Raw genomic sequence first — 13,989 nt, forward strand, 5'->3', positions numbered from 1 at the left:
GGAGCGGAACGACATGTGGTATTTCAGCTGGGTTCTGGGCCTCTGCCTCGCGGTGGCCTTCGGCATTCTCAACGGTCTGTGGCATGAAATGGAATTGCCCGCCGACGATTGAACGATCGCACGGACCTACGCAGAAAAGGCCGCCCCGGGAAACCGGGGCGGCCTTTCTGGTTGAAGGTGGGGGGAGGGGTGAAGCTTAGGGCGCTTCGGGGTCCCGGTCCGTTACGGTTGCCCACATCAGCACCAGCATGAACCCGGCCATCGCGGCGATCACCAGGTAGAGAAACCAGTCGTTATCCTGCGGCATCGTCCTGCTCCTTTGCGGCGGGAGCGTCGCACGCATTGCGACCGGACGGTTTGACCACGGTCAAACCGCACGACCGGGGTCGTGCGGTTCGCCGGTCGGTTAGAGCCGGATGCCGACGCCGACGCCGGCAACGATCGGGTTGATGTGGACGTTGACCTGGTTGAGCGCGCCGCCGGTGGTGAGCCGCGCGGTCGAATTGATGTCGATGTACTTGACGTCGAGATTGACGAACACGCGCTTCGACACATCCACGTCGATCCCGCCCTGCACCGCATAGCCGACGCTGTCGGTCAGATGGACCTTGGTCGGCCCGATCGCCGTGACCAGCGAGTCGCTCGCCTTGGCGTTGTAGAACACCGTGTAGTTGATCCCGGCGCCGAGATACGGCCGCACGTGCTTCGTCGGCATGAAGTGATATTGCAGCGTCAGGGTTGGCGGCAGGACCCAGGCACTCGCGACCTTGTCGAGCGCGGAAAGCGTTCCGCCGCCGGTCACGTCATGCTTGGTCGTCGCGAGGATCAGCTCGGTGCCGATGTGGTTGGTCAGCATGTAGGTGAAATCGACTTCCGGCGCGTAGCTGGTGGTGACGCCCACCGAGCTGCCGGGGAAGCCCGGGGTCACCGCGCCGCTGCTGTCGTTGGGGGCGACGACGATCGCGCGGGCGCGGACGAGGACGTCGCCCTTGGCGATCTGCGCCTGGGCGGGGAACGCCAGTGCGCTCGCAAGCGCTGCGCCGAAGATGAGGGTAAGCCGCATGATGGTTCTCCAATGATACCAGAGACTCGCGTAGCCGCACCAAGCATTGGTCGATTTGCGCGCAGACAAGCGCCGTCCTACGTAAGATTACGGCGATCCCCGTTTCTTCGACGCGCCTATCCTGCGCGTGGAGGAACAGTCATGCAGCTTCGATCGCCACGGACGGACGTGGACGCGACCACGCCGTGCCTGACCTGCGCGGTGCGCGATACCGCGGCCTGCGCGCAATTGTCGCTCGCGCACCGCATCGCGCTCGGATCGCTGCGGCGGTCCGAGACGCTGCGGTCGGGCGAGACGTTTGCGTGGGAAGGCGAGGAGTCGCTCGTCGTCGCGACGTTGCGCTCGGGCGTGTTCAAACGCAGCCTGATGCTGTCGGATGGCCGCGAACAGGTGGTCGGGCTGGCGTTTCCCGGCGACATGGTCGGCCGCCTGTTCGGCGCGACGACCGATCACAGTCTGATCGCGATTACCGATACGGTCCTCTGCGTTTTCCCGCGCGCCGCATTCGAGCGACTGGTGGCGGCGAGCCCGGCGCTGGAACATGCGTTGCTGGTCCAGGCGCTGGACGATCTGTCGCGCGCGCAGCGCCAGATGCTCGTGCTCGCGCGCCTGTCCGCGCCGCAACGCGTCGCAACCTCCCTGCTCGATCTCGTCGAGCGTAGCATTGCCGACGCGCGCGGACGGATCGCGATCCCGCTCAGCCGCCAGCAATTGGGCGACCTGCTCGGCCTGTCGATCGAGACGGTCAGCCGCAAGCTGCGCGATTTCGAACGCTCGGGGCATATCGCGCTGCCCGACTATCGTTCGATGGTCGTGATCGACCGCGCCGGGCTGGCGGCGATCGCGGCGGCCTAGCGCGCCGCCCTTCGGAAATGTCCGTATGGCGCGACGCCGCGCGACGCACGACGGTGCCGAGAACCGCAATCGTAAGTCCAGCCATGCACCATTCCATCGTCTATATCAGCACGCCCACCTTCGCCCCGTCCCAGGCGGCGGGCATGGTCCGCGCGATCGTCGGCCATGCGCAGCGCCGCAACGCAGACCGCGGCGTCACCGGCACACTGATCGCGACCGAGCACCATTTCGCGCAAGTAATCGAAGGACGGCGTGACGCGACGCAGCCGCTGATGGAGAACATCCTGCTGGACCCCCGGCATTGCGACGTGACGATCGTCCAGCATCAGATCGACGCCGGGCGGCGCTTCCGCGAATGGTCGCTCGCCTATCACGGCAACTCGGCCTACTTCGAAGGCTTCATCCGCGCGCTCCTGCCGGGGCGGGAACAGCGGCGGGGGGATGTCGAACGGCTCGTCGACCTGATGACCCGGCTGGCACAGCCGCAACCACGCCGACCGGTGCGGGACGATCGCCCCTAGGGAAAGTACGTAGATCGCTTTGAACGGTCATCGCGCTAGAGCGAAAACGCACTAGGAACAGCCATGCCGGTCGAAGATCCCCTCCCTAAGGTCCTAGCGGGATCGTCCGATCCGGTAGCCGCCGCCGCGCTGGCCGGCTTGATCGAGGCGTTGCCCGAACACGCGATCGTGCGGCTGAACGCACAGGGTCTCGTCGACGGGTGGAGCGCCCCGGCAAAGGCGCTGTTCGGCTGGACGGCAACGGAAATCCACGGACAGAGCGTCGAACGCCTGCTTGCCCCCGGCGCCGCCGCGACGGTGCGCGAGCATCTGCGCGATGGCCCTACCACGCGCAAGACCGTCGACAATCTGTGCCGCCACAAGAGCGGGAGCCATTTCCGCGCGATCACTGCGCTGACGGCGATTTCGCATGGCGATGGCGACGTGCAGGGGTTCTGGCTGGTGGTCCGCGACGTCACCGCCGAGCGCGCTTCCGCCAACTCGATCGAAGCGAGCGCGATCCTGCTCAAGTCGATCCTCGACACGGTGCCCGACGCGATGATCGTGATCGACGATCACGGCGTGATCCAGTCGTTCAGCGCGGCGGCGGAACGCCTGTTCGGTTATGACGAGGACGAGGTAATCGGGCGCAACGTCTCGATGCTGATGACCACGCCGGACCGGTCGGCGCACGACGGGTATCTCGCGCGCTATCTCGAAACGGGCGTGCGGCACATCATCGGCAAGGCGCGCCGCGTGATCGGGTTGCGCAAGGACGGGACGACCTTCGCGCACGAACTTGCGATCGGCGAAGCGCGGGGGGCGGGGGCGGCGGGTATTCACCGGGTTTATCCGCGATCTGACCGAACGCGAAGGCGCCGCCGCGCAGCTTGCCGAGCTTCAGTCGGAATTGCTCCACATCTCGCGCGTGACCGCGATGGGGACGATGGCGTCGACGCTGGCGCACGAACTCAACCAGCCGGTCACCGCGGTCGCCAATTATGTCGAGACCTCGCTCGCGGTGTTGCAGGCGGGGGCGCCCGATAGCGTCGCGATCGTCGAGGAAGCGCTTGCGGAAGCCGCCTCGGAAGCGCTGCGGGCGGGCAAGATCGTCCGCCGGCTGCGCGATTTCGTCGCGCGGGGGGAACTCGACAAGACGGTCGAGGCGGTCGGCGACATCGTCGAGGATGCCTGCGCGCTGGGGATGGTCCGCGCGACGACCGCCGCGGTCCGGGTCGAGCGCGCGATCGATCCGGCGACGGGATCGGTGCTGGTGGACCGGGTCCAGATCCAGCAGGTGTTGATCAACCTGATGCGCAACGCGGTCGAGGCGATCCCGGCGGATTCGGGCGGCGTCGTCCGCGTCACCGCGCGCCGCCAGGGGGATTTCGCGCAAGTCACCGTCAGCGACAGCGGCGGCGGGCTCAACCCGGCGATCGTCGCCAACATGTTCGGCGCCTTTGCCAGCACCAAGCGTGACGGGATGGGGCTTGGCCTGTCGATCTGCCGGACGATCATCGAAGCGCATGGCGGCCGGATCTGGGCGGAATCCCGCCCGGTCGGCACCGCCTTCCATTTCACCGTTCCGCTTGCCAATCCGGAGACCCGCGATGACTGAACGCCCCGTCGTCCACATCGTCGATGACGAGGAAGCGATTCGCAAATCGGCGGGCTTCATGCTGCGTACCGCGGGCTATGCGGTCCACACCTGGCCCAGCGGCGTCGCGTTCCTGAAAGAGGCGCGGCATGCGCCGATGGGGTGCATCCTGCTCGACGTGCGGATGCCCGAGATGGATGGTCTCGAGGTGCAGGCGACGCTGGCCGAACGCGGGATCGCAATGCCGGTCATCATCCTGACCGGGCATGGCGACGTCGGCACCGCGGTGCGCGCGATGAAGAACGGCGCGGTCGATTTCCTTGAGAAACCGTTCGAACGGACGGTCCTGCTCGGGATGGTCGAGGCGGCGATCGCGCGGATCGTCGATGCGGATCATCATGCCGCCGAGGCGGACGTCGCGCGGCTCCGCATCGCCGCGCTGACCCCGCGTGAGCGCGACGTGCTGCGCCAGCTTGCGCACGGCCTGCCCAACAAGACGATCGCGTTCGACTTCGGGATCAGCCCGCGCACGGTGGAGGTCCACCGCGCGAACTTGATGACGAAGCTGGAGGTCGCCAATTTTCCTGACGCGCTGCGCATTGCGTTTGCGGCGGGGCTGGGGCCGCAGCCGGGGGAATAGCGCGCGCGTGCTTATTCGCTGACACGCCGCACCCCGAAAGCTGCCGTCATGCTGAACTTGTTTCAGCATCCACCGCGCAACGGGCATAGTCCGGACCCGCGGAGGGCTGGATCCTGAAACAAGTTCAGGATGACGGACGGTTTTGTAGAGCTTTCGCAGGATGACGGACGGTATCGTGCGCAGCTACTGTCCTACAAACCGTTTTTCTGCATGATAACACCCGTTCTTTGACATGACAAAACCACCCCTATCCCAAGCAGATAGGCGCGGTTTTGCGATGCGTTTCCGCCTAACCTTCCCCTAACTTTCCGCGTACCGACTTATCGGGTCAGGGCGATCCTCGATGCCTTGACCGGTGCCGCCATTGTGAAGGCCACGGTCTGCGCAGCGGGATCGAGCGTGCTTGCCACGCGCTTGCCATTCACCGTCGTGGTCGCCGGGCTCGACCAGCCGTGAACCGTCACGGTCACTTGCGACCACCATGGCTTGAAGCTGCCCTCGCGCGCATCGAACGCGATCGACAGCCCGTTCGGCGTCATCGCACAGGTGACCTTCTGCCGCAGGAACCCGCGGCGCTGATACGCCAGCGTCGTGCCGTCGTCCTCGTACAGCGTGCCCATGCACTCCGCGCCCGGATAGACGTCGAGCAGCAGCGGCCCCGACGGCGTCTGTGCCGTGCTCTGAACGAGCGGCTGGCGCGGCAGGATCGTGCCTGCGCGGACGAACACCGGCAGGCGGTCGAGCCGTGGCGTCTCGACCACGCGGTCGCCGTTGCTGCGCGCGGTCGGCACGGCTTGCGTCGCGGACTGGATCGGGCCTTGCGTGGTCGGCTCGGGCGTTCCGGTGCGCTGGCCGGTCCAGTAATCGTACCAGCCCCCGGCGGGGAGGCAGACATCATAGGTCTGCGGCGATTCCGGGCTGGGCGGCGGGGCGATCAGCAGCGCCTTGCCGAGCGTGAACGCCATCGACTGGTTGCAGCTTGCCGATGCCGCACTCGGATAATCGTAGAACACCGGGCGCATGATCGGGTCGCCCAGCCGGCTGTTCTGGTCCGCCAGCGCGTAGAAATAGGGCATCAGTCGATACCGCTCCTCGACGAAGCGGCGACGGATCGCGAGATGGTCGGGGCCATCGACCCACGGCTCGACGCGCGGCGTGCCGGTGGCGGAGTGATCGCGGAAGACCGGCGTGAACGCGCCGATCTCGAACCAGCGGGTGAGCAGATCGGCACTCGGCCCGCCCGCGAAACCGCTGACGTCGGCGGCGCTGTACGCGAAGCCCGACAGGCCGAGGTTGATGATTTGGTGGACCGACAGCTTGAGGTGATCCCAGGTCGCGAGATTGTCGCCGGTCCAGGTTACCGAATAGCGTTGCCCGCCCGCATAGCTCGCGCGCGTCATCACGAACGGGCGCTCGTTGGGCCGCAGCGCGAGCAGGCCGTCATAGGTCGCGCGGGTGTTCTGCATCCCGTAGACGTTGTGGATCTCGCGGTGGTCGCCGGTGCGGGGCGCGAAATCGTCGCTGTCGACGCGGTGGACGGTATCGAGCGGCATCGTCTTGGTGGCTGTGTTGAAGATCGCCGGCTCGTTCATGTCGTTCCAGAAGCCCGCGACGCCCGCATCGAGGAACCCCTTGTACAGCGTCCCCCACCAGGTCCGCGCCTTGGTCGTCGTGAAGTCGGGGAAGACCGAGTCCCCCGGCCACACCGGCGCGACATAGTCGCTCCCGTCGGGGTTCTTGACGAACGCGTCGATCCGCTTGCCGGTGGTGTAGGGCGCATAGCCTGTGTCGGCCTTGGCGATGTGCAAGTCGGTGATCGCGATCAGCTTAATCCCCTCCGCCTTCATGTCCTTCACCAGCCCCGGCAGGTCCGGGAACGTCTTGGGATTGGTCGTGAACGGGCGGTTGCGATCCTGATAATCGATGTCGAGCCAGATCACGTCGGTCGGCACCCGGTCCGCGCGGAGGTGGCGTGCGACCTCGCGGACTTCGTCGGCGGACATGTAGCTGTAGCGTGACTGCTGATAGCCGAGCGCCCATTTCGGCGCGAGCGGCGAGCGACCGGTCAGCCCGGCGTAGCGGCGCGTGACGTCGGCGAGGCTGGGGCCGTTGACGAAGTAATAATCGATCGGGCCATCGGGGCCGCCAAAGGCCAGCGTCTCGGCATCGCGGTGGCCGAAGTCGAACCAGGTGCGAAAGGTGTTGTCGAGCAGCACGCCATAGCTGCCGCCCGCGCCGCCGGTGGAGGCGAAGAACGGGATCGACTTGTAGATCGGGTCGTCCCCGCTGGTGAAGCCGAACGCGTCGGTGTTCCAGTCGACGAATTCCTTGCCGCGCCGGTCGAGCCCGCCGGTCTTGTCGCCGAGGCCGTAGAAATGCTCGGTGACGGGGAGCGTCTTGGCGATTCTGAACGCCTTGCCGTCGATCGCTACGGGTGCCGCCTCGGCGGAGATGATCTTGCCGTCGAGCGTCTCGAACGTCACCGCGCCGCCCGCGCCGATGCGGACGCGGAGGTGCGCGGTCGTGAAGCCGTCGGGGGTCGCTGTGACCTTCGCACGCGTCTTGCGCTGTGCCGGGAGGACCGCCCAGCTCGCATCCTCGGGATAGACGCCATCGCGCGCGATCCGGACGCGGACGAGGTCGTCCGACAGCGCGATCAGCTTCATCTTCAGCGTGCCGGCGGTGACGTCTACGCCGTCATTCTGTGCGGCCAGCGTGGGGGCGGGAGCGGCGGTCTGCGCGTGCGCGACGGTAGCGGTCAGCGGCAGCGCGACGGACGCGAGCAACAGCGCGAGGGGCAGGCGTTTCATGTAAGATCTCTCAAGCGATCGGCCGGGGGAGGCGGGCGTGGTGGGGAGGAAAGTTGAGCGCACAGCGGCGCAGGAAATCGTCGATCCGGTCCATGTCGATCCGGTCAATCTCGGGGCCGGGGGCCACCAGCCGCGCATCCTCGGGGAAGGTGCCATAGCCAGCGAGCAGGCAATGCCAGCTGATCGCATTGTAGTAGCGCGCGATGTCGAGCCGATCGATCTCGGCGACGAGGTCCGCGCCGGTGAACCAGGCCGACATGACGCGTTTGAGCATATCCGACGGCTCGACCGATCGTGCCGCGGCCCAATAGCCGTGCGGATCGGAGTGGCGCTGGTTGAGGCGGTAATGCGCCACGATATAGTCGCGCACGCCGTCATAGCGCGCCGCGATCCGCGCGTTGAACGGCGCGCGCGCCGCTTCGGTAAAGCCATCCGCATCAACCGCGTCGAGGAAGGCTTCGACCGTCGCGATCACCAGATGCAGCGCGGTTGCCTCGAGCGGTTCGAGAAACCCCTGCGCGAGGCCCACCGCGAGCGCGTTGTGCGACCAGCTCTCGGCGACCCGCCCGACGCGCATCGTCAGGTGCCGCGCGGTCCCCGCCGCGCCAACCCCGAGATGCGCGCGCAGTTCGGCCTCGGCCTGCTCGGGCGTCAGATAGCGGCTGGAATAGACGTAGCCGTTGCCGGTGCGGCTGGTGAGCGGGATGTCCCACGCCCATCCCGCCGACAACGCCGTCGCGCGGGTCTGGCTCGGCACCGGTGCGGCGGGGTCGCGCGGTGTGGGGAGGACCACCGCGCGATCGTTGAACAGGCTGTCGGCATAGCTCACGAACCGCACGCCGAGCGTCTGCTCGAACAGCACGCTGCGAAACCCGCTGCTGTCGACGAAGAGGTCGCCCGGGATGCTGGCGCCGTCGTCGCATACCAGCGCGGCGATCCCGCCGTCCGCGCGGCGGTCGACGTGCGTTACGCGCCGCTGAAGGTGCGTGACGCCAAGCTTGCCCACCGCGTGCTGCGCGAGGAACGCACCGACCTTATACGCATCGAAATGATAGCCGTAGCTGACCTCGAACGGAAAGCGTTCGTCCGGTTGCGGAGCAAGCGCGTCCGCCGCGAGCCGCGCGGGGAGGAGGAAGCGGTCGGGGTGTGCGACCACGTCACGCCCGGTGCGGCGCGCGCGGGTGTTGTAGAAGAACGAGCCCGCCGTATGGCTGTCGAGCGCGGTCGGGAAGGGGTGGAAATACCGCTCGAACCCTGCGCGGTCCGACCAGCCCGCGAAGTCGATCCCGAGCTTGTAGGTCGCATCGCAGGCGGGCATCCATTCCGCCTCGTCCACGCCGATCCGGTCGAAAAAACCTTTCAGCTGCGGGGTCGACCCTTCGCCCACCCCGACGATTCCGATGTCGGGGCTTTCAACCAGCGTCACGCGCGCATCTGGCCAGCGATGCGCGATCAGGCACGCCGCGATCCAGCCCGCCGTGCCCCCGCCGAGGATCACGATCGCCTTCGCGTCGCTTCGGTCCCCGGCAGGCGAGGTCACCGGCGCAGCACAATCGCAGCGAACGGAGCAAGGCTGTCGATCGCGTCCTGCGTGCCGATCAGGACGGACCCGTCGTGGCTCACCCCTTCGGGCCAGGCACGCGCAGTATCGCCGAAGTTGAAAACGCACAGCAAGCGTTCGCCACCCGCTTCGCGTTCGAACGCGAGCAAGGTGTCGTCCGCGTGGCGAACGTGCAGGTCGCCTACGCGCAGCGCGGGATGGTCCTTCCGGGTGGCGAGCGCCTGACGCGTCCAGTTGACCAACGACCCCGCGTCCGCATCCTGCACGTCGATCGCAAGCGCGCCGTGATCGCCGCCGAACGGAAGCCACGGCGTCTCGCTCCCGAAGCCCAAGTCGGGCGCGTTGCCGACCCATGGCATCGGCGTCCGCGCGCCATCGCGCGACAAGGTCATCGGCCAGTTGGCGATCGCCTCGGGATCGAGCAGATCCTCGAAAGCGATGTCGACCTGGGTCAGCCCGAGTTCCTCGCCCTGATACAGGAAGATGTTGCCGCGCAGGCACGCGAGCAGCAGCAGCTTCATCCGCGCAAACGCGTTCGCATGTTCGGGCGTCGTCCAGCGCGACACCGCGCGTGGCGCATCGTGGTTCTCGAACGCCCAGCTCGGCCAGCCGATCGTCGGATCGTTGGGCCAGCGCGCGAGCGAGTCCGCGACGCGATCGGGCGTCAGCGCATCGGCATAGAGGAAGTCGAAGCTGTACGCGCTGTCGAGCCGCTTGCCGCCCGCGGTGAACAGCTTCATCTCGCGGTCGCTATCCTCGCCGCCGATCTCGGCAACGGTGAACCCCGCGCCATAGGAGTCGGTCAGCGCGCGGATCCGCTCGAGGAATGCCGGGATGTCGGCATGGCTCTGGTTGTGCAGCTTGAGCTGGAAATCGAACGACCGCGTCCGCGCACGGTTGGTCGCGGGGGCAGGCGGGTTGTCGGTCAGCGCAGGGTTATGCATCGCGAAGTTGATCGCATCCAGCCGGAAACCGTCGACCCCACGATCGAGCCAGAAACGCGCGGTATCGAGCAGTTCCTGCTGCACCGCCGGATTGTGCCCGTTGAGCTGCGGCTGTTCCTTCAGGAAGTTATGCAGATAATATTGCTGGCGGCGCGCATCCCATGTCCACGCCGGGCCACCGAACACCGATTGCCAGTTGGACGGCGGGCTGCCGTCGGGCTTGGGGTCGGCCCATACGTACCAGTCCGCCTTGTCGCCTGACCGGCTCGCGCGGCTCGCCTGGAACCAGGGGTGGTCGTCCGAGGTGTGCGAATAGACCTGATCGATGATGATCCGCAGCCCGAGCTCATGCGCCCGCGCGATCAGCGCGTCGAAATCGTCGAGCGTGCCGAAGATCGGGTCGACGTCGCGGTAATTCGCAACGTCATAGCCGAAGTCCTTCATCGGCGAGGTGAAGAACGGCGACAACCACACCGCATCCATCCCGAGCGACGCGACATGGTCGAGATGCGCGGTGATGCCGGCGAGGTCGCCGATCCCGTCGCCGTTCGAATCGGCGAAGCTGCGCGGATAGATCTGATAGATGGCGGCGCCCTTCCACCACGGATCGGTGGCGGACGGGTCGGGCTGGACGATGACGGCGGTCATGGGGCTCATTTGCTGGGGAGGCGGGCAGGGGCGGCGGCGCAGATCGCGTAGCCGAACGCGGGCAGCGACAGCGTCACGCTTCCCGGCGCGGCGGCGCGGGGGGCGCACGTGCCGGTCAGCGTCGTGAATTGCGTCGAGCCGGTCTCGACCTGGATCGCCTGCGTCAGCGGCTTGGCCGACGTGTTGAACGCGATCAGGATTTCGGCGCCGGTCGTCGGATCGAACCGCGACACGGCGAGCAGGCCCGGCGTCTCGCTGCGGCTGCGCAGCACCGTCCGGCCGCGCGTGAGCGCGGGATGCGCGACGCGGATCCGGGCGAGTTCGGCGATCTGGCGGAACAGCGGGTTGGTCTCGCCGAAGCTTTCGGTCGCCGTCGTCTTGGTCGTGCCGAGCAGGTGATTGTCGTTGTAGATCGCGACCTTCGACGCGAACATGTCCTCGCGCGCGTCCTGGTCGTTGCCGTCGCCGACGAAGCCCTGTTCGTCGCCCGAGTAGATCGTCGGCACGCCGCGCAGCGTCAGCAGCATCGCGTTCGACAGCAGCACGCGCTGCAACACCTCCGCGTCGGACGCCTGCGGGAATGCCTTGCGCACGAAGGTGGCGAAGCGGCCGTCGTCGTGGTTGCCGGTGAAGGTCGGCAGGATCGCGGCGGTGTCGACGCCCTTGGCATACAGCACGTCGCCATCCAGCAGCGCCTCGAACGCATCGGTGCCGCGCGTGCCGGCGACCGTCTCGACCACCGCCTGGCGGAACGCGAAGTCGAGCACGGCGGGCAGCGTGTCGACCACCGTGTGCTGCGCAAGCACGGCGGGACGGACTTCGTGGTCCGAGACTTCGCCGAAGATGTGGAAGTTCGGGATGCCGTTCGCCTGCGCCCGCGTCAGCATCGCGGGTACGAACTGCTGCCAGAATTCGGGGTTCACGTGGCGCGCGGTATCGATGCGGAAACCGTCGACCTTGAACCGGTCAATCCACGATCCGAAGATCTCGATCATGCCTGACACGACCCGCGGATTCTCGGTCATGATGTCGTCCAACCCCGAGAAGTCGCCCATCGTCGAGCTCTCGTTCCTGAACGTCGTGTCGCCGCGATTATGGTAATAGATCGGGTCGTTGAGCCACGCCGGCACCTTCACGCGCCGCTCGGCGGCGGGCACGTAGGGCGTATAGGCGTAGGTCGGATCGGTCAGCCTGGCGAAGTTCGCCGCGGTCCGCACGTCGTCGCCCGCGAACCCGCCGTTGATCGCCTTGCCGCCGGTGCCGCCCTTGCGCTGGTACGGATAGGCACCGCGGTCGCGGTACGGGCAGGGCATGCCGACCGCGCATTCGCGGTACTGGATCACGTCTGCGGTGTGGTTGATGATGATGTCCATATACACCTTCATCCCGCGTGCGTGCGCCGCATCGACGAAGGCGGTCATGTCGGCGTTGGTCCCGAAATGCGGGTCGACCTGCGTGAAGTCGGTGATCCAATAGCCGTGATAGCCAGCGGATTCGTGGCCGGGTGCGCCCTGCACCGGCTTGTTCTTGAAAATCGGCCCGAGCCAGATCGCGGTCGCCCCGAGCTGCTGGATATAGTCGAGACGCTTGATGAGGCCCTTGAGGTCGCCGCCGTGGTAGAAGCCCTTCGCGGTGGGGTCATAGCCGGTGGTCAGCCGGTCGCCCTTCAACCCGCCCGTGTCGTTCGCCGGATCGCCATTCTCGAACCGGTCGGGGAGGACGAAGTAGATCACCTCGTCCTGCGGCTTGCGCGCGCGGACCTGCTCGATCGGGACGGCGGCGGGAACCGTAGCGGGGGCGGCTGCCTGACCCGCGAGCGCGAGCAGCAGTGCGGTCGTGATGCTCATGCCGTCACCGGCTTGGAAGCGGCGCAGTGGCGCGCGATGAAATCGGCATGGCTTGGCATCTGGGCAACCTCGCGGGCGTTGAGCTGGTCGATCGTGTCGAGGAATTCGGCGAGATCCGTCGCCGGGATCGCGTCGGCGAGCGGATGGTATCCGGCGGGCATCACGCCTTGTCCGGCCAGCACCTGGAACCAGCCCACCTCGGTGAACAGTTCCTCATGCTCGCGCGTGATGTGGCCGTTGCCCTGCCACAGCGCGAGCTTGGCGGAGAGCGTCTCGGGCAGTGCCTGCTCGCGGCACATCTTCCAGAACGGCTCGCTCCGGTCGTTGGCGTGATAATGCAGGATGATGAAGTCGCGGATCCGTTCGTATTCGAAGTCACTCTGGCGATTGAACTCGACGCGATCCGCCTCGGCGATGGTGCGCCCGGGGAGCAGCTTCATCAACCGCGCAATCGCGGACTGGATCAGGTGGATGCTGGTCGACTCCAGCGGCTCCAAGAACCCGCCCGACAGCCCGATCGCGACGACGTTGCGGTTCCACATTTTCCGCCGTTTGCCGGTCGTGAACTGGATCGGGCGCGGGTCGGCCAGGGCTTCCCCATCGAGCCCGGCGAGCAAGGTCGCCGTCGCTTCGTCGTCGCTCAGGTACTGCGACGAATAAACGAGGCCGTTCCCGGTGCGGTGCTGCAACGGAATCCGCCATTGCCAGCCCGCCGCCTTGGCGGTCGAGCGAGTGTACGGCGTGAACGCCGCGCTGCGCTCGGATGGCACCGCGATCGCCCGGTTTGCGGGGAGCCAGTGGGTCCAGTCGTCATAGCCGGTCTTGAGCGTCTGCTCGATTAGCAGCCCGCGAAAGCCGGTGCAGTCGATATAGAGATCGGCGGACAGCGTCGTGCCGTCCTCCAGCACCAGCGCGGACACATCGCCGCTCGCATCCTGCTCGACGCGCGCGACCTTGCCCTCGATGCGGTTGATCCCTCGGGTCTCGCTGTAGCGCCGGAGATACCGCGCGTAGAGCCCGGCATCGAAATGATAGGCGGACGGCATGTCGGGGAGCACGCGCGCTGTCCGCGCCGGGCCGCGCTGCATCCGGTCCGCCACCGCCGCCTGAGCGTTGAGCGAATACGCCGCAAGATCTTTCGCGGTCCCAAGCGCCTTCGCGCGCAGCCAATATTGGTGAAACGGCAGCAACCCGACATCGCGCCCCACGTCGCCGAACGCATGCATGTAGCGATGCCCCGGTCGCAGCCAGTCGACGAACTCGATCCCGAGCTTGTACGTCCCCTGCGTCGCGCGCAGGAACGCGTCCTCGTCCAGCCCGAGCGCATCGTTGAACAGCCGGATCTGCGGGATCGTCGCCTCGCCGACGCCGACCGTGCCGATCTCGTCGGATTCGACCAGATCGATCTCGAACCCGACCTCCAGAAACCGGGCGAAGGTCGCGGCGGTCATCCATCCGGCGGTGCCGCCACCGACGATGACGATCCTGATTGGCGCAGGCTGCTGTGTCATGATCCGCGTCCCC

Annotated in this window: 12 protein-coding genes; 6 read left to right on the forward strand and 6 right to left on the reverse strand. The window is 66.9% G+C overall.

Annotation, left to right across the window (positions count from 1 at the left end):
- The first annotated feature begins 13 nt into the window (after window positions 1-13).
- Window positions 14-112, forward strand: coding sequence for a cytochrome bd-I oxidase subunit CydX (gene cydX / locus ABIC16_RS09580; protein WP_277969052.1), 99 nt, complete (start codon window positions 14-16; stop codon window positions 110-112).
- Window positions 113-406: 294 nt separating this feature from the next.
- On the opposite strand, the gene ABIC16_RS09585 is transcribed toward cydX, so the two are convergent.
- On the reverse strand, window positions 407-1,063 hold the full coding sequence (locus tag ABIC16_RS09585) for an OmpW/AlkL family protein (protein ID WP_277969053.1): 657 nt from the start codon (window positions 1,061-1,063) through the stop codon (window positions 407-409).
- A 141-nt stretch (window positions 1,064-1,204) separates the two neighbouring features.
- On the opposite strand from ABIC16_RS09585, the gene ABIC16_RS09590 reads away from it, so the two are divergent.
- The 5 genes from ABIC16_RS09590 to ABIC16_RS09610 all read left to right on the forward strand — a co-directional run bounded on the left by ABIC16_RS09590 (window position 1,205) and on the right by ABIC16_RS09610 (window position 4,655).
- Complete coding sequence (locus tag ABIC16_RS09590; RefSeq protein ID WP_354290888.1) at window positions 1,205-1,918, forward strand: Crp/Fnr family transcriptional regulator; 714 nt, start codon at window positions 1,205-1,207, stop codon at window positions 1,916-1,918.
- 83 nt (window positions 1,919-2,001) lie between these two features.
- Window positions 2,002-2,439 carry a BLUF domain-containing protein gene (locus tag ABIC16_RS09595; RefSeq protein ID WP_277969055.1) on the forward strand — a complete coding sequence of 146 codons (438 nt, stop codon included), beginning with the start codon at window positions 2,002-2,004 and terminating at the stop codon, window positions 2,437-2,439.
- Between the two features lie 63 nt (window positions 2,440-2,502).
- Window positions 2,503-3,465, forward strand: a complete 963-nt coding sequence (locus ABIC16_RS09600) for a PAS domain-containing protein (protein ID WP_354290889.1) — start codon at window positions 2,503-2,505, stop codon at window positions 3,463-3,465.
- The gene (locus ABIC16_RS09605; RefSeq protein ID WP_354290890.1) at window positions 3,365-4,036 is read left to right on the forward strand and encodes a sensor histidine kinase; all 672 of its coding nucleotides are present in this window, start codon (window positions 3,365-3,367) and stop codon (window positions 4,034-4,036) included. The genes ABIC16_RS09600 and ABIC16_RS09605 overlap by 101 nt, the downstream gene beginning before the upstream one ends.
- Entirely contained in the window at window positions 4,029-4,655 is a 627-nt protein-coding gene (locus ABIC16_RS09610; RefSeq protein WP_277969057.1) for a response regulator transcription factor, read from the forward strand. Before ABIC16_RS09605 ends, ABIC16_RS09610 begins: the two co-directional genes overlap by 8 nt.
- A gap of 320 nt (window positions 4,656-4,975) precedes the next feature.
- On the opposite strand, the gene ABIC16_RS09615 is transcribed toward ABIC16_RS09610, so the two are convergent.
- Genes ABIC16_RS09615 through ABIC16_RS09635 form a run of 5 tightly spaced genes read right to left on the reverse strand, consistent with a single transcriptional unit; the run spans window position 4,976 to window position 13,976 of the window.
- Complete coding sequence (locus ABIC16_RS09615; RefSeq protein WP_354290891.1) at window positions 4,976-7,465, reverse strand: TIM-barrel domain-containing protein; 2,490 nt, start codon at window positions 7,463-7,465, stop codon at window positions 4,976-4,978.
- A gap of 10 nt (window positions 7,466-7,475) precedes the next feature.
- Window positions 7,476-9,005, reverse strand: coding sequence for a tryptophan halogenase family protein (locus ABIC16_RS09620; protein ID WP_354290892.1), 1,530 nt, complete (start codon window positions 9,003-9,005; stop codon window positions 7,476-7,478).
- Complete coding sequence (locus tag ABIC16_RS09625; RefSeq protein WP_354290893.1) at window positions 9,002-10,618, reverse strand: alpha-amylase family glycosyl hydrolase; 1,617 nt, start codon at window positions 10,616-10,618, stop codon at window positions 9,002-9,004. The genes ABIC16_RS09620 and ABIC16_RS09625 overlap by 4 nt, the downstream gene beginning before the upstream one ends.
- Before the next feature lie 5 nt (window positions 10,619-10,623).
- Window positions 10,624-12,465, reverse strand: a complete 1,842-nt coding sequence (locus tag ABIC16_RS09630) for an alpha-amylase family glycosyl hydrolase (protein WP_354290894.1) — start codon at window positions 12,463-12,465, stop codon at window positions 10,624-10,626.
- Complete coding sequence (locus ABIC16_RS09635; protein WP_354290895.1) at window positions 12,462-13,976, reverse strand: tryptophan halogenase family protein; 1,515 nt, start codon at window positions 13,974-13,976, stop codon at window positions 12,462-12,464. The genes ABIC16_RS09630 and ABIC16_RS09635 overlap by 4 nt, the downstream gene beginning before the upstream one ends.
- Between the last annotated feature and the right edge of the window lie 13 nt (window positions 13,977-13,989).

The sequence above is a fragment of the Sphingomonas sp. PvP055 genome (assembly GCF_040546365.1).
GTDB classification, from domain to species: domain Bacteria; phylum Pseudomonadota; class Alphaproteobacteria; order Sphingomonadales; family Sphingomonadaceae; genus Sphingomonas; species Sphingomonas echinoides_A.

Coding starts and splice junctions, on each gene's coding strand:
- cydX (WP_277969052.1), top strand. CDS start 14: ATGTGGTATTTCAGCTGGGTTCTGGGCCTCTGCCTCGCGGTGGCCTTC.
- ABIC16_RS09585 (WP_277969053.1), bottom strand. CDS start 1,063: ATGCGGCTTACCCTCATCTTCGGCGCAGCGCTTGCGAGCGCACTGGCG.
- ABIC16_RS09590 (WP_354290888.1), top strand. CDS start 1,205: ATGCAGCTTCGATCGCCACGGACGGACGTGGACGCGACCACGCCGTGC.
- ABIC16_RS09595 (WP_277969055.1), top strand. CDS start 2,002: ATGCACCATTCCATCGTCTATATCAGCACGCCCACCTTCGCCCCGTCC.
- ABIC16_RS09600 (WP_354290889.1), top strand. CDS start 2,503: ATGCCGGTCGAAGATCCCCTCCCTAAGGTCCTAGCGGGATCGTCCGAT.
- ABIC16_RS09605 (WP_354290890.1), top strand. CDS start 3,365: ATGGCGTCGACGCTGGCGCACGAACTCAACCAGCCGGTCACCGCGGTC.
- ABIC16_RS09610 (WP_277969057.1), top strand. CDS start 4,029: ATGACTGAACGCCCCGTCGTCCACATCGTCGATGACGAGGAAGCGATT.
- ABIC16_RS09615 (WP_354290891.1), bottom strand. CDS start 7,465: ATGAAACGCCTGCCCCTCGCGCTGTTGCTCGCGTCCGTCGCGCTGCCG.
- ABIC16_RS09625 (WP_354290893.1), bottom strand. CDS start 10,618: ATGACCGCCGTCATCGTCCAGCCCGACCCGTCCGCCACCGATCCGTGG.
- ABIC16_RS09630 (WP_354290894.1), bottom strand. CDS start 12,465: ATGAGCATCACGACCGCACTGCTGCTCGCGCTCGCGGGTCAGGCAGCC.
- ABIC16_RS09635 (WP_354290895.1), bottom strand. CDS start 13,976: ATGACACAGCAGCCTGCGCCAATCAGGATCGTCATCGTCGGTGGCGGC.